Annotated in this window: 14 protein-coding genes and 1 tRNA gene; 9 read left to right on the forward strand and 6 right to left on the reverse strand. The window is 61.7% G+C overall.

Annotation, left to right across the window (positions count from 1 at the left end):
* The first annotated feature begins 2 nt into the window (after positions 1–2).
* The 5 genes from ACFELO_RS04725 (at position 3) to ACFELO_RS04745 (ending at position 5,442) form a co-directional block, all read left to right on the forward strand.
* Positions 3–755, forward strand: coding sequence for a competence/damage-inducible protein A (locus ACFELO_RS04725; protein ID WP_440959420.1), 753 nt, complete (start codon positions 3–5; stop codon positions 753–755).
* Positions 756–894: 139 nt separating this feature from the next.
* Positions 895–1,515 (forward strand): ATP-dependent Clp protease proteolytic subunit, encoded by a 621-nt coding sequence (locus ACFELO_RS04730; RefSeq protein WP_306016800.1) that lies wholly within the window; start codon positions 895–897, stop codon positions 1,513–1,515.
* Positions 1,516–1,610: 95 nt separating this feature from the next.
* Positions 1,611–1,699, forward strand: a tRNA-Leu gene (locus ACFELO_RS04735).
* A gap of 473 nt (positions 1,700–2,172) precedes the next feature.
* Positions 2,173–4,392 carry a hypothetical protein gene (locus ACFELO_RS04740; RefSeq protein ID WP_440959421.1) on the forward strand — a complete coding sequence of 740 codons (2,220 nt, stop codon included), beginning with the start codon at positions 2,173–2,175 and terminating at the stop codon, positions 4,390–4,392.
* 621 nt (positions 4,393–5,013) lie between these two features.
* On the forward strand, positions 5,014–5,442 hold the full coding sequence (locus ACFELO_RS04745; RefSeq protein WP_440959422.1) for a hypothetical protein: 429 nt from the start codon (positions 5,014–5,016) through the stop codon (positions 5,440–5,442).
* Here the strand turns inward: ACFELO_RS04745 and ACFELO_RS04750 are convergent.
* The 3 genes from ACFELO_RS04750 to ACFELO_RS04760 are packed head-to-tail and all read right to left on the reverse strand — an operon-like array spanning position 5,439 to position 9,660.
* A complete protein-coding gene (locus ACFELO_RS04750; RefSeq protein WP_440959423.1) occupies positions 5,439–6,941 on the reverse strand; it encodes a PepSY domain-containing protein in 1,503 nt (500 codons plus the stop codon). The genes ACFELO_RS04745 and ACFELO_RS04750 overlap by 4 nt on opposite strands.
* 8 nt (positions 6,942–6,949) lie before the next feature.
* Positions 6,950–7,540 carry a hypothetical protein gene (locus ACFELO_RS04755; RefSeq protein WP_440959424.1) on the reverse strand — a complete coding sequence of 197 codons (591 nt, stop codon included), beginning with the start codon at positions 7,538–7,540 and terminating at the stop codon, positions 6,950–6,952.
* Positions 7,541–7,557: 17 nt separating this feature from the next.
* On the reverse strand, positions 7,558–9,660 hold the full coding sequence (locus ACFELO_RS04760) for a TonB-dependent siderophore receptor (RefSeq protein ID WP_440959425.1): 2,103 nt from the start codon (positions 9,658–9,660) through the stop codon (positions 7,558–7,560).
* Between the two features lie 137 nt (positions 9,661–9,797).
* Here ACFELO_RS04760 and ACFELO_RS04765 point away from each other — a divergent pair, with 137 nt between their 5' ends.
* Positions 9,798–10,409, forward strand: coding sequence for a DNA-3-methyladenine glycosylase family protein (locus ACFELO_RS04765; protein ID WP_440959426.1), 612 nt, complete (start codon positions 9,798–9,800; stop codon positions 10,407–10,409).
* Between the two features lie 188 nt (positions 10,410–10,597).
* Here ACFELO_RS04765 and ACFELO_RS04770 read toward each other — a convergent pair whose 3' ends face one another.
* Positions 10,598–11,644: a serine hydrolase domain-containing protein gene (locus ACFELO_RS04770; protein WP_440959427.1), complete on the reverse strand. Its 1,047-nt coding sequence runs from the start codon at positions 11,642–11,644 to the stop codon at positions 10,598–10,600.
* Positions 11,645–11,752: 108 nt separating this feature from the next.
* On the opposite strand from ACFELO_RS04770, the gene ACFELO_RS04775 reads away from it, so the two are divergent.
* The 3 genes from ACFELO_RS04775 (at position 11,753) to ACFELO_RS04785 (ending at position 15,464) form a co-directional block, all read left to right on the forward strand.
* Entirely contained in the window at positions 11,753–13,237 is a 1,485-nt protein-coding gene (locus ACFELO_RS04775) for a LytTR family transcriptional regulator DNA-binding domain-containing protein (protein ID WP_440959428.1), read from the forward strand.
* A 59-nt stretch (positions 13,238–13,296) separates the two neighbouring features.
* Positions 13,297–14,070, forward strand: coding sequence for a putative hydro-lyase (locus ACFELO_RS04780; protein WP_440959429.1), 774 nt, complete (start codon positions 13,297–13,299; stop codon positions 14,068–14,070).
* A 149-nt stretch (positions 14,071–14,219) separates the two neighbouring features.
* Positions 14,220–15,464, forward strand: a complete 1,245-nt coding sequence (locus tag ACFELO_RS04785) for a hypothetical protein (RefSeq protein ID WP_440959430.1) — start codon at positions 14,220–14,222, stop codon at positions 15,462–15,464.
* 61 nt (positions 15,465–15,525) lie between these two features.
* On the opposite strand, the gene murD is transcribed toward ACFELO_RS04785, so the two are convergent.
* On the reverse strand, positions 15,526–16,842 hold the full coding sequence (murD, locus tag ACFELO_RS04790; RefSeq protein ID WP_440959431.1) for a UDP-N-acetylmuramoyl-L-alanine--D-glutamate ligase: 1,317 nt from the start codon (positions 16,840–16,842) through the stop codon (positions 15,526–15,528).
* Positions 16,843–16,847: 5 nt separating this feature from the next.
* Complete coding sequence (tyrS, locus tag ACFELO_RS04795) at positions 16,848–18,137, reverse strand: tyrosine--tRNA ligase (RefSeq protein WP_440959432.1); 1,290 nt, start codon at positions 18,135–18,137, stop codon at positions 16,848–16,850.
* Positions 18,138–18,197: the final 60 nt, after the last annotated feature.

The raw sequence follows: 18,197 nt of genomic DNA on the forward strand, positions 1-18,197 counted from the left end.
CCATGAGCGAAACCGAGAGCAACACTGTCAGCGCCGGGATTGTCGTTATCGGCGATGAAATCCTGTCGGGCCGCACCCGCGACATCAATGTGCAGCAGATCGCCGAATTCCTGGCGCCGCTGGGCATCGGTCTGAAAGAAGTGCGTATCGTCTCGGATGATCAGGACGCCATTATCGAGGCGGTCCGCGCCCTGTCGGCGCGCTGCGATTATGTCTTCACCACGGGCGGCATCGGCCCGACCCATGACGACATCACCGCGGACGCCGTCGCCGCCGCGTTTGGCTGCTCCATCGATGTGCGCGATGACGCCCGCGCGATTCTGGAAGACTGGTATGCCAAGGCGAAAACCGAAATCACGCCCGCCCGCTTGCGCATGGCGCGGATCCCCGACGGCGCGGTGCTGATCGACAACCCTGTCACCGGCGCGCCGGGCTTTCAGATTGAGAACGTGTTCGTGCTGGCGGGCGTGCCCAAGATCGCCCGCGGCATGCTGGAAGACGTCGCCCCGCGTCTGACCCGCGGCGCCGTCACCCATTCGGTCACCGTGCGGCTCGAAAACGCCCGCGAGGGGGATCTGGCCGAAGCGGTGGGCCAGCTGCAGATCGATTATCCCGCCGTGTCGCTGGGCTCCTATCCGTGGTTTCAGGAAGCCGAGGACGGTTCCATCACCCGCGGCGTCGCTTTGGTGGCGCGCGGAACCGATCAGGACGTGCTGGCGGACGTGGAGCGCGCGCTGCAACGCTTTGCAAATTAGCGCACCGAGGCAACCGCGCCTTAAATACGCTGGAGGCCATGCTTGCCGTCCTGCGCGGGCCATCTTACGTTTTGGCCTGAACCTGCCTTACCGGCCCTGAACTCTCAGGGCTCCCAGCCTGATTTGAGGACCGCCGCCGATGTCTTACGGCTATACCGACCCGATCATCCGCAATGACGACGAAGACGGCGAAGACAAGGACGCGCCGAAAACCCCCGATTATGTGGGCAAGGCGCTCTTTGAAAGCCGGACCATCCTGATCACCGGGGGCATCTCGGACAAGACCGCGCGCGAGGTTTGCGCCCAGCTGTTCGCGCTGGCGGCCAAGTCTGACGACCCGATCCTGATGGTCATCTCCTCGCCGGGCGGTCATGTGGAATCGGGCGACATGATCCACGACACCATGAAGTTCATCAAACCGCGCGTGATCGTGCTCGGCTCGGGCTGGGTGGCGAGCGCCGGGGCGCTGATCTATGTGGGCGCCAATAAAGAAGACCGTTACGCGCTGCCCAACACCCGCTTCCTGTTGCACCAACCGTCCGGCGGCGCCGGCGGCATGGCGTCCGATATCGAGATCCAGGTTCGCGAAATGCGCTCCATGCGCCAGCGTCTGAACCAGATTTTCGCCGACGCCACGGGCAAATCGCTCGAGCAGATCGAGAAAGACACCGATCGTGATTTCTGGCTGTCCGCCAAGGACGCTGTGGAATACGGCCTGTGCGGCAAGATCATCACCAGCCAGGACGAGATCAAACGCTAAGGGGCTCCCCCTTCTGCGAAACGTCAGCGGGCCGGACTTGGAAAAGTCCGGCCCGTTTCGTATTCAGGATGAACGGTGTTCGACGAGCACACGCTGCGGGCGTGGCGGAATTGGTAGACGCACCGGACTTAAAATCCGTTGGGCGGTAACGCCCGTGCCGGTTCGATTCCGGCCGCCCGCACCATAGTTTAAGGCGTTAAAATCGATATATAGCTTGTAATAGTTCGCCGAAAGGCGGCAAGCGACCCTGCCTCGGCCAGAATGAGGTCCTCTGGAGCTCCGCGTATTAGCTCTGGCGGTAACCCTCGCCTCAAAGCTCACGCGAGAAACCTGTTCTTATATCAATCGGGCGTCGCCGCATCCGCTACCGGTGCCCCTGAGGTGAAGATCACTGACCACGACTCTGCTAAGGTCAATGGCGAAACTCTGCGATGCTTCGATAGAATCCTATGTATTGCATGATCTTCGCTGTCGCCTTGCGACCGAAGCGATGAATCGGGAGATACTTTGGTTAATAAGTTCTTTGTGCCTGCACGTATTCGGTATATTGGTCTGTAAGTGAGCTACAAAAAAACAATATTAAGACGATTTAGGCGGATACGCATTCGCTCACTTAAGCGTATCCGGTTGTCAAAAAAACTTGTCCAAAAATCACAAATGCTTACTGCCGTTTACTTAGGCTGGTTCAATGCGCGTGCGCGCGCAACAAACTTGGTCGGTCAATTCTTACACTGGGTGATCTTCTTAACGCTCTTAGGGCTCGCAGGCCTAACCGCATATCCGTTGGTACAAGTAGACTCATACGGCATCGGCCAGTGGCTAAGCGGAGTCGATTCCAATTCGGTGGAGAGCGTAGCTATCACGATAGGTGCTGGGCTTATCGGTGCAACAGCGGTCATTTCTTCGCTTATTTTGTTTGCAATGCAGGTGAACGTGGAACGAATGCCACATGGCCTCTTTCGCCGTTTGAGCCGTGACCGGTTCCTTTTAGGGGCATTTGGAACGTCCTTTCTGCTCGCGTTGTGCGTGACATTCTCTCCGTTACTTCTTGAGCCAATGTGGGCGGTTTGGTGGACAATCTGGGCGACCGTCTACGTTATCTGGCTGTTCTATCTGGCCTACGAACGTAGCCTCAACCTTGTTAATCCATCCAAGCAACTCGCGATATTGGCTCGTGAGGCAACAGACGACTTAAAGCGGTGGGGCAAGCACGCACGACGTCTTGGCCCCGCGTACGCGGCATCGCTACCGGCGCTCGATGAAGAAGACCCTTTCACTTCACGCCACGATTTCGGAATGCTGCTCTTCTTTAGGGGGCACCCTCATTGGCAGAGCAAGTCTAAGCAGGCTGTAGATTACGCCATCTCAATGGCGCATCGTGCCGCAGAGCATGGCGACTACGAGGCGTCTGCAACGGCACTAAAGGTTATCGGTCACATCAATCGTGGATACATCAAAGCAAAAGGCCTGACCTTCTTTCAACATACCCCATTTTTCGCGAATCCGCTCTCAGGCGATGAATTCATCACCCATTCTTTGGAGCATCTGCGCCAAACAATTGCCATTGGCTTGAAGCGAGGTGACGAGCAACAGATCATCCAAGTCCTAGATGCCTACGCAGGTATTGCAGTGGCATATCTTGAAGTAGACTACGGACAAGATCATGCAAGCTACAGCGAAACTTCGCTAGCTGCAGGTTATCTATCAAGTGATCTGAAGCGCTTGGCAGAGACCGAGCTCGCTGACGTTGTCATGAACGGAATACGACAGCTCGGCGCGGTAGCCCGCGCAGTCGTCGAAAGAGCAAAGCCGGAAGAGACTCATACGATAATTGATGCGCTTGGAGTTACGGCCATTTCGTCGCTCGCCAGAACTGCGAAGGGTGACTTAAGCGGCGTCGCAACGGGTATTTCCGTTGGTGAGCTTTCCAAACTTTTTAGCACGCTCTTGGCGTCAGACCATTACGAGGTCAGCCACACCCTTTCGGAAATCCAAAAACAGGTCACCCTTATTGCTACCCTCGTGATTCAGACGCCAGACGCGGCGCTTGGCATCCCACATAGCAGTACGCTCGGAGCATTTTACAGCCTGACAAGTGATGATACGACTGCGAGAGCGTTACAGCGACTAAGCGAAATATTGGTGGAACGGCCCGCCGAAGATGAGCAAGCCAGACGGATTCTTCGGCACTTGGAAGGCTGGGCTGACCAACTAGCAATCAGCCAACGCAAGCTTCTTCAGACGACAATAGAACGCCGTTCACAGTTTGTGTTCGACCTCACCCACTGGCTATCACACGTTACGAAGGTGCTGCTCTATTTAACGACAGCTCCTGCCTGCGCCAACCATACGAGGCGCGAGCTACGCAAACATGCCTTTTGGATAGCGAGCGCGTTTTCGTGGATTCCCGCGGACAAAGAAGTGGTCGCGTGGATCGAAGCTTTCCGCGTTACCGATCAGCTGTTTGATATGACCCGGCTTGCCTATCAGCTTGAATTAAAGCCGGACGAAACGATTGGATATTGCAAGCTGCTACTTGATTGGGCTTTCAAAGCGAGCCGAGAGCCGAATGGTTGGGCAATCCTGGAAAGGGGTCTCAGCGGCTTAGTTGCTCTTGCTGTCGCAGACGGTGCGCAGACAATCCTACTCGCGTTAATCCGGTCGAGGCTGAAGTCCGAGCCAGATTTCCCACAAGATGAACGCGATAGGACCGCGCGAAGGCTGCGCAAGAAATCGCGGCGGCTTGGCTATGAGAACTATCGCCATTCGCGAATTGATGCCGCGCTTCGGGACATTGATCCAGAAAGTGGACGCGAGTGCCTCATTGCAGTGGCGGATCTGCTCTCTCCTGCCACTGCCAGCGAACTCCAAAGATGAAGGTTCCTCTACGTGACAGACCTTGTTATTAGTCGGAGGTTGAAAGATGAAGCCATAGCTAAGGAAATACATCGTCGGTTCCTTGAGCATGACCTGAAGATTTTTCTCTCTAAGATGTGTCGAAACCGAAGCTCGGCTTCGGGAAATTTGAGTGCATTCTCCCCAACCCCCATGCAACAAGACCCTGCGCAAACAGTCACCGTAGTTTAACGCAAGCTTCTTTGCCCCGTTCGTCCATCCCGGTCAGCGCTTCTCCTCGGTCTGGCGTCAGCGCAGACTTTTGCAGGGGATGTGACCGGGATTGTGCGTACGCTTGGTGGGCGATATAGCATATGCACTTAAAATCCGTTGGGCGGTAACGCCCGTGCCGGTTCGATTCCGGCCGCCCGCACCATCTGTTTCTGGTTCTCCCTCGCTCCGCTCGGTCGATCCTCGCTTCGCTGCGGGCGCGCGTTCGCGCTTGCGAGCCCCTTGGGCTCGAGTTTCCTGTTCTCCCTCGCCTTACTGCGCGCGGTCTTTGGCTTTGCGAGCCCTTCGGGCTCGGCTGAACAGGGTTGAGGTCTCACCCTGCCGCTCAAGTCGCTCAGACGTTATTAAAATATAATCAGGCAGGAAGGTCGGATGAGCCGTCCTGTCTTTGCCAATCAGTTGATCTGTGAACGCCCGAGGGTCTGGTATCTGGCGATCGGCGCGGATGTTACGATTGACCAGTCCGTCGCCGGGGTGCGGCGGATGGGTTTGCGGCTTGTGGCGCAACCTGTTCAGGGCCTGATCATTGATTATCGCGCGGCGACTCTGCGACGGCATCCCTTCGAGTATACCGAGCTGGCCTTGTCGGTCAGTATGTATATCCCGCCGACGGTCCTGATCGCCTACATCACCGGGCCCCGAAACTCAAAGAAAGCGGCGCTGATGGTCAAGTTGTTGCGGGACCGGAACTATGCCGCGCGGGGTTTTCAGCGCTGGGGTGAAATGACGGGCTGGCTGAGTTGTCCGCCAGATCTGATGGATCCCATCCCGCGCAGCTCTGAGAACGTCGTCCTGCTCTAGGCGCACCCGGCGTTTTGACGGCCATTGATCAAGGCATTGCCCGCCAGAACCAGCGCACTAGCAATCATGCCCAGGAAAACGCCCCAGGCGGCAGGGGATTGATAGCCCTCGACGCCATACGCCAGAAAATGCGCGCTGGCGCCGATCACGATGAGGGCGGCGCCGCCCAGCTTCAATCCCAGAGATAGCTGCGCGCGAGACGGGACCAGCATGCCGATCCCTGTCACGGCCAGCAGGCCGATCCAGAACACCGGCGCCAGCAGGCCATCAGGAACGCCCAGCACCCGGTCGAGGGTCAGGCACAGGCCGATCAGGGCGACAGGGCCCCAGACGAGCGCGATCCAGGCGCGCTCCAGAAGCGGTTGCGGGCCGGATTTGCGCGCCCGTTTGTGCAGCCAGAGCTGAACGCCGCTGACGCAGACCACACACAAAGCGAGACCGAGGGCGACATAGACGAGCTTGATGGACAGCCCGCCCCAATTGCCGAAATGCAGATTGTAGACGGACGCCATGGCCTGTTGGCCGAACGCGCCATTATCAAGCCCGGTCTGGCCGATGAAGCTCCCGTCCGGCGCAAATTGCAGATATTCGCCGAAGATCAGACGGTCGGGCGCGGCGGTCAGGATCTGCAGCGTCTGCTCGTCCTCGCCCGGATGGTGGATCTGTACGATCCACGGGATCAGCCCCTCGGCTGCGAAGTCCTGCTCGACCACGCGCAGGGCCTGCGCCGCATCGGGCAGGGGGCCGGCGGGGGCGGCCTGTTCGGCGCCCGCGCCAAATACCGTGTCGAACATGTCGGTGACGGTCATGTCCGGCTCTGATTGCGCCAGCACCAGCGCGGTGATGGTGGCGAGGCCCAGGGCTGCGCCGGTCAAGGGGATCATGACATGGAACGGCGCGCCCCAGACCGACAGGCGGTTATGCCGGTCCGCGAGGCTCAGCTGGCCATTGCCGGGCTTGTGGCTGCGGAAGGCGTCCCGGAAAACGCGCGGATGAGCGAGAAAGCCCGAGATCACGAGCGCCATCATCATCACGCCCATCAGGCCGACCACGATCAGACCGAGCGTGGAGGGCAGGTGCAGATAGTAATGCATCCCGATGAGAAACTCGGAGAAGCCGTGATCAATGGGCTCGCCCAGATTGGCCTCTTCATCGATGAACCAGTAGGTGTCTTCATAGCCGCCCGCCAGACGCGGTGAATCCGGGGTTGGCATGAAGATCATGATCTCATGCGGCGTTTCCCCTGCAGCGCGGGCATGGTCCAGCACGGCCTGCGCCGCGCTTTGCGCCAGCTCGGGCGAGGCGCGCTGCATCTCTGTGATATGCGGTTGCTCCCAGCGGGCGAACTCGGCGTGGAACACGACCAGCACCCCGCTCAGCGAGACGATGTAGAGAAGCGCGCCCAGAATGACGCCGATCCCGGCATGGGCCGACAGCATGCGCGCCACCAGCTTGGCGGAAAGGTCGGGCCAGACAGAGGTGCGGGCAGAGGCGGCCATGGATGGTCTCACGAAACGGATGTCGGAAGGAGGAGCGCCAGAATAGCGAAGGCGGCGGTGAGGCCGGCCAGCGCGGCGCAACGCCAGCGCAAGGGCGCCTCAAGGGCGCAAACCACGGCCAGGGCCGCCCAGCCTATGGGCGCAAACAGGAACACGACCAGAAGGCCGTCCGGCATGGACCAGCCGATCAGCCGGGTCAGACGGAAAATCGCGATCGAGGCGATCAGCGTCACTCCGAGCGCGACCGGGCCCGCCAGCAGGCTGACCGCAATGGTGCGCAGGCTCGAGAACCAGCGCGGTCGCAGGCTCGGCGCTGTTGTGGTCGCAGTGGAGGAGGGTGCGCCGACGATCTGGATCATGCCCGGCGTCATCAAGCCCATCGCGCCCAACATGGGGGCGATAAAGGCTGTGGTGACGCCCAGATCCGGGCCAAGCGCATAGACCAGGGGTCCCGTTGCGATGATCATCAGGGCCCAGCCGGCCATCAACAGGCCGGTGTGCGCGCTCTGACGCCTGAGCCAGGACTGCCGAACCAGCGCCAGGCCCAGAAGGCCCAGCGCCAGTCCGACGATCAGTGCTAAAATCGAAGAGGTCGACACGATCTCAGCACTCGATCCTAGAAGCGCTTTGCAACGCGAAGATTGACAGTGCGCTCCTCGCCCGGGAAGCAATCGCCCCGCGCCAGACAGCTGCCATAGTATTCCTCGTCAAAGAGGTTGCGGACGTTCAGAGCCACGCTCCAGTCCTCAAGCTCATACGCGACCAGCAGGTCGGCGAGGGTGTAGCTGTCAGAGACGATGCGCACGCGGTCGCCATTGACGATGCTGATGCCATTGCTCTCCCGCTCGCCCACATAGCGCACGCCTGCGCCGACACGCAGATTGTCGAGCACGGCGGGGCGGAACTCGGCCCAGAGCGACGCCTGTTCGTCAGGGATGACCGAGAAGGGCACGCCATTGGCGTCTTCAGTGTCCAGAAGGGTCAGGGCGGCGTCGAGCTTCAGCTCGCCCACGCCCAGATCAAAGCTCGTCACGCCTTCCAGCTCGAAGCCGGTGACGCTTGCTTCGCCTTCCTGCTGGGACGGCGCGGTCGGCAGGGCGACCGGGTTGGGAAGGTTGGTCTGGGTGATGTCGAAATATGCCAGCGTCAGATAGGTGCGGGTGCCGACCGGCTGATACTTGATGCCGATCTCGACCTGCTCGCCTTCCTGAGGTTCCAGCGCCTGGCCGTTGAAGGCGTCGATGCCGATCACCGGCTCGAAGGATTCTGCGTAGCTGACATAGGGCGAGAAGCCGTTGTCGAAGGCGTACAGAAGCCCGACGGAATAGGTGATGGCGTCATCGTCCTGGCTGACGGCGCCGGTTTCATTGCTGACTTCATCCGCGCGCAGGCCGGCATTGAAGATCCAGTTCCCCCACGAAATCTGGTCGTGCAGGTAGAAGCCCCAATAATCGGTCTCGCTGGAGGTAAAGGTGCGCACGGCGTCGATCTCGGCCTGGGTCGGAAGACCGTCGCCATAGACCGGGTTGAAGACGTTGATCGTGCCCTGAACCAGGTAGGAGGACTCACTGTCCAGCTCGACATTCTGGTAGTTCACGCCCGCCAGAACCTCATGCTCGAAGGCGCCCGTCATGAAGTCAGCGCGAACGCGCGTATCAAAGGCGAGCTGTTTGGAGCTGGCTTCGCTGTCATACCAGCGGCGGCCATAAAGGGCGTCGCCATTGGGCAGGATGCGCGGCACGCCCGTACCAGCGAACACCACCCAGCTCTGACGATAGGTCGAGCCGGAATCGCGCCAGCGTGCAGTGCCTTCCAGCGTGAAGATGTCATTGAGGCGGTGGCTGCCGATCACGGTGAGGGCGGTGGAATCCGTCTCATAGGTGTTGAAGCCCGGCTCGCCCAGATAGGTGCTCGGCTCGATCGTCTCGCCGGTGGCGCTCGGATAATAGGTGCCGGTCAGCGGAATGAACTGGCCGGCGGCGTCGCCGTCGCGGTCGTCATAGTTGAACAGCAGGTTGATCTCGGTGTTCTCGCCCGGCGTCCAGGTGAGCGACGGCGCCAGCGCAATGGCGTCGTCATTGACGTAATCGACCTGGGTGTCGCTGTCGCGCACCACGCCGACAAAGCGGGCATAGAGCGTGTCCTCGATCAGCGTGGTGCTGAAATCGCCCGCCAGCTCGGCGCGGTCATGGGTGCCATAGCTCGCCACGATCTCCTGACCGAGATCGGGACCGGCCAGCTTGGACGCCAGGTTGACGATGCCGCCCGGAGAGCCCTGGCCATAGAGCACCGAGGCCGGACCCTTGAGCACTTCCACCTGATCGATCGTGTAAAGGTCGGGGCGGGTGTTGTTGTAATTGCCGAACAGCGCCTGAAGGTTGTCGCGATATTCGGGCACATCAAGGCCGCGCACGGTGAAGAAGTCGCCGCGCGTCGCAAAGCCATAGGCCTGCCCCAGAACGCCGGACGTGTAGTTCAGCGTGTCGCTGAGGTTCAGCGCGCCGCGCGAGATGAAATCATAGGAGGTTTCAACCGACACCGACCGCGCGGTCTCAAGGATCGGCGCGCTGGACTTAGTCGCGCCAAAGGTCCCGAGCGCGCCGGTCACGACGATCACGTCTTCGGATTCAGGTTGAGCGTTCGGTTCAGACTGGGCGTGCGCCGTGGCTGCGAGGGTCATCAGCGCGCAGGCGCCCAGAAGGGAAGTGCGGAAAGACATAAGGAAACCCCGTTTGAAATCGTGCGATCTCCTTAATGCGGGTCATTCTCAATATCAACACACAATGAGAATGAATTGCAGACTCGAATGTGTCGCCTGCAGTTGACCGTTTCAGATCTGAAGGGCCCGATAGGGGCATGACCCAGCATGTCCATGATCATTGTCTGTCTGCCGCTGCAGCGTTGAGCCCCGAGCTGCATCACTCGATTGAGCGGCAGGGCGTGCTGTCGCCATGGGCTGCGCCGAGCCTGGCTTTCCCCGTGTCCCTGTGCCGGTCGGTAGCCGGGCAGCAATTGAGCGTTAAGGCGGCGGCCTCCATCTGGGCCCGCGTTGCAGCCCTCAGTGAAGCCCCGGAGGGCTTGCTGGAGGTCTTTTGCGAGGATCAGGCGGATCAGATGCGCAGCTGCGGCCTGTCAGGGGCCAAGGTGAAAACCCTGATCGCCATTGCCGAGGCCAATCGGCAGGGCGCGCTGGAAGCAGACGCCTTGCGCGCCTTGCCGCCGCAAGCGCGATCAGACCGGCTGGTTGAGATCTGGGGCGTGGGCCGTTGGACGGCGGACATGGCCAATATCTTCTATTTCGGTGAGCCGGACATCTGGCCCGATGGCGATGTAACCGCGCGCAAGACCTTGGAAAAGCTGACCAGCAAGCGCCGCAAGACGGTCCGGACCGCCTCGCGGTTTGCGCCCTATCGCTCGTATCTGGCGCGCTATATGTGGCGTCACGCCGATGCGCCGCCCGATCTGTGATTGCAGCTTCGCTGAACGATTTTCCCGCTGACGCGTTTTCAGGTCGGTGCTGATCCGTGATCAGCGCCATGTGAGCGGAGGCTGGTCCGGATCGCACCCTTCAGGCGGCCCTTTGCGGTTGTCCTGCAGCGATCGCATTGGTGTCCGTCTGGGTCGGGCGCCCGGAGCGATCCGGGCGCCCGATGACCTTACTGGGCGTATCCTGCGAACAGATCAGCCAGCGCCAGAGCCAGCGGATAATGGTTCTCGCCTTCCGCATTCCCGGTCGTGGCGACAACCACTTGCGGCTCGACATAGGCCATCACGAAGCTGCGGCCGCCCGGGCTGCCGCCCGAATGGGCGGCGTAGTGCAGGTTCAGGCTGGGCTCAAAACCCGCTTCCATGCCGTACACATAGCTCACCACATCTCCGCCATTGGTCTGGATGGGCTGGAAGGCGGCGTCGATCTCTTCAAGGCTCAGCAAATCGCCGGCCGCAAGCGCAGCGCCAAAGCGCGCCAGATCACGGCTCGAGGCGATCAGCCCGCCGCCGCCGAACTTGCACTCGGCGGACAGAGGCATGGGCTCAAGCCCGTCACCGGCATCGAAATAGGGCGTGGCCTTGTCTGCATCCACAGCATCCTTGTGCGCCAGATAGACATCGCCCAGCGTGGCGTGCATGGCGGCGTCAAAGCTGTCTTCGCCGGTCAACTCGACCAGAAGATGGCTCAAAAGCACGAAGCCATAGGTGGTGTATTCGTGGCGGGCGCCCGGCGCATCGATCAGCGGATCATGGATGAAATGGCCCAGCGCATCCGCCGGGACTTCGCAGCGACGATCGCTGAAGGCCAGCCAGTCGGCGTCGCCGGTATAATTGCGCACGCCCGCCGTATGGCTGAGCAGTTGGCGCAGGGTCACATCCTGATAGCTGTCGGGCAGGGCCGGATCGATGCCGCGCACGGACTGGTCAAGGTCCAGCCCGTGATGGGCTTCAAGGCGCGCGAAAGCGAGGCCCGTCATCATTTTCACGGTTGAATAGACGTTATAGTCCGTATCGACGCCGTCGCGTTCGCTGCGCATCGTGCCGCCCTCGGCTTCAAAGACGATCTCGCCATTGACCATCACCGTGGCGTTGAGGGCGGGATAGCCCTGGGCGAACTGATCAAAGATCGCCTGCGCGGTTTCGGTCTGGCTCTGGGCGCAGGCCGGCAGGGTGATCAGGGCGGCGGCGCCGAGTGCGGCAATGAAGGTTTGCATTGAACGCGTCCTTGTTGTCGTTTGCGTGGGGAGAGGCGGAGACCGCCAACGCCTTCTGTGTGCAGGCGGTTTCGCGCCGCGAAAACTTGAAAAGGACGAACGTCTCAAATGCAGGGTGAACGGCTCAAGGCTCTGACAGTCCGGCTAGGACAGGCCCTGCGACCCTGGGAGGCGGCGCTGGCTGCGCTGGTCACAGCGCTTCTGCTGATGGCGCCCTGGCCGGGGGAAGAACCACCGATCTGGCTGGCCGAGGAGGTCGAGATCGTCACACCGGACACAGCTTCTGGCTGGCGGACAGCCACTTTGTGGAGCCTTGACCCTGAAGCCGGAACGATCCGGCTCCGCTGGGAGGCTCCGGAAGAGGCGTTTGAGACCGGCGCCCCGATGGCGCTCGCTTTGTCCGGGCCGTTTTCCGCCGAGGCCTTTCTGAATGGCGAGGCTGTGGGCGCCAAGGGACGCCCGCTTGGCCCGGAGGGGGATGAGCGCGCCGGGCCGATCGACAGCCTGATCGCGCTTCCCTCAAACCTGATCCGCCCCGACGGCAATATCATCGAGCTAGACGTGTCCAGCACGCGCGCGGGCTATGATCCGGCCGTCATCCTGCAAACAATGGGCGTGACGCCGTATCGCGCCGATGCGCGACGATCCTTGCGCCTTTATGCGCCGACGCTGGGACTGGCGGGTGTTCTGGCCGTGCTGGCGGTGGGGCTGATCCGTCTGGGACAGGACCGCTCTGACAAGGCGCTGTATTGGCTGGCGGCCGGTCTTGGCGCGCTCGTCATCGCCGCGCTGGCGGAGATGTCCCGCGCCTATGTCAATTATCCCTATAGCTGGCACCAGCCGCGCCAGGCGGTGATCCTGATCGGGATGACGCTCTATTGTCTGGGTGTTCTGGCCTTCCTGGTCCAACGGTGGTCGCTGGGCCGGGGCTGGCTGTGGAGCGTCAGCGCGGCAGGCGTTCTGGGCGCGCTGGCGGGCGTGATTGTTTACGACGGCTATGACGGCAAGATCATCCTGTCCACGATGGCGTTACTGGGGGCGGGGCTGGTCTGGTGCCTGGTGGCCGGCTGGCGTCAGGACCGCAATGCCTGGGCGATTGGCGGACTGATCGCAGGTCTGCTGGCGGTTAATTTCGTGGCGCCGGGCTGGTTCATCGATCTGGGCGTGTACGCTCTGACGGCGGTGGGTTTCGGGGTGTGGATGGTGCGCTCCCCGGACCTTCTGTCACCGGCGCGGCAAGCCGCACCGACGGCGCCGCAGCCCCGGCAGGCGGTGCTGAGCGTGCAGTCCACGGGCCGGATGCATCGCGTCGCGCTCGAGGACATCGTGTTCCTGAAAGCGGCGGGCAATTACACCGAGGTGCATCGCTGCGGCGGCGACTGGCTGCTCGATCAGCGCGGGCTGGCGGCGGTGCTGGAAGAGGCGGGAGACGCCCTTCTGCGGGTCCATCGCTCCTATGCCGTGAACCTGGCCAAGGTCGAAGCGCTCCTGACCCGGCCCGGAAGCCGGTATGCGCTCAGCCTCGTCAACGGGGGCGAGGCGCCGGTCGGGCGCTCCCGCGTGGATGCGGTTCGGGATGCAATGTCTCGTTAATCATGGCTTGCGCCACAGGCGGAACTGACGTGAACTGGCGTCAGATCAAGGACTTCGCAATGACTGACCCGCACTCGCTTCGTGATGCTCACCTTTCGGCTGTCCGCTCGGGCGTCTATGACCAGCCGACGACCGGGCTCTGCCCCGGTTTTGCCCAGGCCAATCTGGTGATCCTGCCGGCGTCCATGGCGTATGATTTCCTGCTGTTCACCCAGCTCAATCCGCGGCCCTGTCCGCTTCTGGGCATGAGCGAGCCGGGCGATCCGACCATTCCCAAGCTGGATGTGGATGTGCGCACCGATGCGCCGCGTTATGAAGTGTTCCGCGATGGCGTGTTCAGCGAAGAGCGCACGGATCTGAGCGAAATCTGGCGCGAGGATCTGGTCGCCTTGCTGCTGGGCTGCTCCTTCACCTTCGAGCACGCACTGCTGGCGGAAGGTCTGCCGGTCCGCCATATCGATGCGGGCCGCAATGTCCCCATGTATCGCACCAATCTTCAGTGCACGCCGGTGGGGCCGTTTGCAGGCGGCATGGTTGTGTCCATGCGCGGCTATCCGCCCGAGCTTGTGGAGCGCGCCAGCGAGATTACCGGCCGCTTCCCCGGCTCTCATGGCGCGCCTGTTCATGTGGGTGATCCGGCTGAGATTGGTATTTCCGACATCATGACGCCTGATTTTGGCGACGTTCCCGTGCTGGAAGAGGGCGATGTTCCGGTCTTCTGGGCGTGCGGGGTGACGCCGCAGGCCGTGGTGCTGGATTCAAAGCCCGAGCTGGCGATTTTTCACAAGCCGGGGCACATGATCATCACGGCGCAGCGCGACGCGGTGGTTTAAAGGCGCAAGGCCCGCTAGGGTCGCTTCATTACCGATTTTCGTGAGCCGATATGACGTCCTTCCGCCTTTGCTTCCCAAGACGCCTTGATGGGCAGAACGGGTACGCCTTTGAATATGATGTTCCGGGCCTGGGAGCGTTCACGGAGACGGTGGTTTTTCCGGACGATGCCGACTTTGACCGGCTGGACCGCACGGTGCTGGCCGGTCTGGTGCGGATGTCCGCCATCCTGATCGGCACCAGCTATTACAAGGCGGCGCCTGCTGCGCTGATCGAGCCTGACTTTGCGCTGAACGAGGCTGAGCGTCATCTGTTCGAGCTGGCCTACGGGCCGGGGCTGGGCGAATTTTATGTGCGCAATGACTTGCCGTATCCGCCTGAATTCACGGTGAAAGCCGAGCCGCGCATGAATGCGCCGCACGCCCCGGAATTCCGCACCGAAGATGTGCGCGCTGCGGTGGCCTTTGGCGGCGGCAAGGACAGCCATGTGGCCGCCAGCGTCATCAAGGCGGTGGGCGCGGATGTCGAGCGCGTCTCCCTGATCCTGTCAGACAGCGTGGGCGAGCGCCTGGTGGCGATGAGCGAGACGCCGGTGACCCTGATCCGTCGAAGGATTGATCCGCGCCTGATTGAGCTGGGCAAGGCGGGCAAAGTGCTCAACGGCCATATCCCGATCACGGGCGTAAACTCTTGTCTGATGACGCTTTACGCAGCCGCCAAGGGGCTTGATTGGGTCGTGTTCGCCAATGAACGTGCAGCGAGTGAACCGACGATGGAAAGCAATGGCCATCCGGTGAACCACCAGTTCTCCAAATCGCTGGAGTTCGAGGACGCGCTGCGCAACGCCTTCGCCGCCAATGCCGTGCCGGTGACCTATTTCTCCATCCTGCGCCCGGTGAGCGAGCTGTGGACGGCCCATTATCTGGCGACCGCAGGCGAGGATGCGCTGGAGATCTTCGCCAGCTGCAACCGCAATTTCGTCTTTGCCGGCCCGAATGCCCTGCCCAAAGACCGGCGCTGGTGCGGGGAGTGCGCCAAATGCGTCTACACCGCCGTTCTGATGGCGCCCTTCCTGTCTGTGGAGCGCCATGCGCGGGTGTTCCAGAGCCAGCCGCTGCATGATCCCAGGAACCTTGATTTCCTGCGCGAGATCGCCGGGCTGACCGACGCCAAGCCTTGGGAGTGCGTCGGGGAGCGACGCGAGGTCGCCGCCGCGATCACCCATCTTCTGACTGATGCGGAATGGGCGAAAGCCCCGCTGATACAGGCGATTGAGGGCGAGTTGTTCACCCAATGGGACCGCGCGGACCTTGAGCAGGCCTGGTCAGAGGCGCTCGACGCCCGATCCGAGCATCGCATGCCGGGACCGGTCGCCGAACTTATGAACGCAAGCTGATCTCTTGCGTGAAGTTGAGCGCCGGAAAGCTCAAAGCCTGAATTGAATCAGTGAGTGCGTTTTATCCCAGCCTCTTCGCGGCTTGCGTGAAGGCGTCGCCGCGCGCGCCGAAATAGGTAAAGGCGGAGCCTCTGGGGGCCGCAGGGCTCATCATCACCACGCCGCCTTCAGGCAGGGCGTCGTAGGCGCGCTTCACAGCCCGCTCAAAGTCTGGTTCGTAAGTGGTTATATCCGCATGCGGACCTGATTTCAGGGCGTCCACGATGGCCGGACCGTTCTCCGGAATGGTCACAATGGCCTTGATCCGGGTCTCGTTCTGCAGGCCTTCAGCGAGTGGCGCATAGTCCTGCTCGCGGTCTTCGCCCCCCAGAATGAGGCTGACGGGGCGGTCCGGAAACGCCGCCAGCGCCAGAAGGCACGATTGCGGCGTGGTGCACAGCGTGTCGTCGATGAAGTCCACGCCATTGAGCGTATGAACCGTCTCCAGCCGGTGCGGTAGGCCCTTGAAGCTTGCAAGGCTCTCGAACGCTTCATAGGCGCTCAGTCCCAACCCTTCGATCACCGCCAGCGCGGCGCAGGCGTTCGCGGCGTTATGCGCGCCCGGCAGAGCGGGAATGCGGCCCCAGTCTTCTGAGCCCTGATGGATCACGCCGTCGGGCGCATGAAAGCCCTCCGCCTGGTCATACCAGACGGTATTGGGGCGGTGGACGAACAGCGAGCTGAGCCGGGAATCCTTCGCGCTCATCACGCCGCGCGCATTGGGATCGAGCTGGGCGAGCCGCGCCTTGTCGCGGCGGTATTGCTCGACGCCGCGATGCCAGGGTGCGTGATCATTCAACAGGTTGAGGAAGATGAACCAATCCGGCGCGTGGACGAGATCCGCGATCTGATAGCTCGACAGCTCCAGCACCACGATCTCGGCGCCCTCAGGCGTGTCGATGACCGGCTCGCCGATATTGCCCGCCAGAACCGCGTTCACATCGAGCGATTTGAGCATGTGATGCAGAAGGCTCGACGTGGTGGATTTGCCCTTGGTGCCCGTCACCCCGATCACGGTCTGATGGGCGGGTTTTGAGGCGAACCACAGATTGGTCTGGCTGGTCAGCTCCGCGCCGAGATCCATCGCTTCAGCCAGGCGCGCATCATAGAGCGACACACCTGGCGATTTGATGATCAGGGACTGGCCCGCTTTCTCGATGACTTGCGCCAGATCGTCCTGCGCGACGTACTCTACGCCGTCAGGCAGGTCGGAAGGCTCTTTTGCGTCAATCACATAAAGCGTTGCGTCAGAGCGCGAGCGCACATGGTTGAGCGCGGCGCGGCCTTCCTTGCCGAAGCCCCAGATGAAGAGGGAGTCGAACTCGGACAGCGGCGTCATGAGGATTACCCGTTAAAGCGGATGAGGAAGCGCTTGGCCTTGCCCACGCTCATCACCACGGCGCCGGCGCCGGTGCGATGCTCGCGCAGATCGGCGTTTTCATCCTGCACCTTCTGACCATTGAGCGAGACCGAGTTCTGCTTCAGGAGGCGGCGCGCCTCGCTCTTGGAGGCGCTGGCGCCCAGCTCTTCAGCCACAAGCGCATCGATCAGCGCCAGCGGCTCGTTGGCGCTGGCGTCCAGCGTCGGCACGGCGCGGGCGATCATGTCGATCAGCTCGGCGCCGAGATTGTCCGATTTGCCTTTGAAGATCACGGTGGAGGCCTCGATAGCGAGATCGGCGGCTTTCTGGCCATGCACGCGCGCAGTCAGAAGCTCGGCGAGGGCCTTTTGCGGCAGGCGCAGATGCGGCTCGGCCTGGGTCAGCTCTTCAAGCTGGCCGAGATCCACGTCGGTCAGCCATGAGAGGAATTTCGGCGCATCGGCGTCCGCGCTGTTGAGCCAGAACTGGTAGAACTCATAAGGGCTTGTCAGGTCAGGATCGATCCAGACCGCGCCCTTTTCGGACTTGCCGTATTTCTTGCCTTCAGAATTGGTGAGGAGCGGGTAAGTGACCGCATGGGCCTGCACGCCTTCGATACGGCGCATCAGGTCGACGCCGCCGACGATATTGCCCCACTGGTCCGAGCCGCCCATCTGGATCTGGACATTATGGGCGCGGTGCAGGTGCACGAAGTCATAGCCCTGCAGGAGCTGGTAGGAAAACTCGGTGAAGGAGATGCCCTGATCGCGGTTCTCGATGCGGTTGCGCACCGAATCCTTGGTCAGCATGGCGTTGACCGAGAAATGCTTGCCCACATCGCGCAGGAAGCTGACCACATCCATCTTCCGCCACCAGTCGGCGTTGTTCACGAAGATGGGCTCCGGCCCGTCGGTCAGCGCGAACAGGCGCTCGAACTGTTTGCGCTGGCCTTCGATATTGGCCAGCACCACGTCCTCGGTCTGCAGATTGCGCTCGGCGTCCTTGCCGGACGGGTCGCCAATGAGGCCCGTGGCGCCGCCCAGCAGCACCACAACCTGACCACCACGCTGGCGATAGCGATCCATGCCCAGAAGCGGCATCAGATTGCCCGCATGAAGGCTCGGCGCGCTCGGATCAAAGCCCACATACATCGCCGGCTTGTGCTCGTTGATATAGGCGTCAGTCAGCTCGGGGGTCTTCTGGTTGAGAAGGCCGCGGGCTTCCATATCAGCGAGGAAGGGCGTGGCTTTGGGGTCTGCGAGGCGAACGCTCATGAGGCTCTCTTGGCGGTAGGGACAGTCAAGCCTTCGGCTTAGCCGCCCCCACTGCTTCTT

Source organism: Oceanicaulis sp. LC35, from assembly GCF_052055585.1.
Classification (GTDB): domain Bacteria; phylum Pseudomonadota; class Alphaproteobacteria; order Caulobacterales; family Maricaulaceae; genus Oceanicaulis.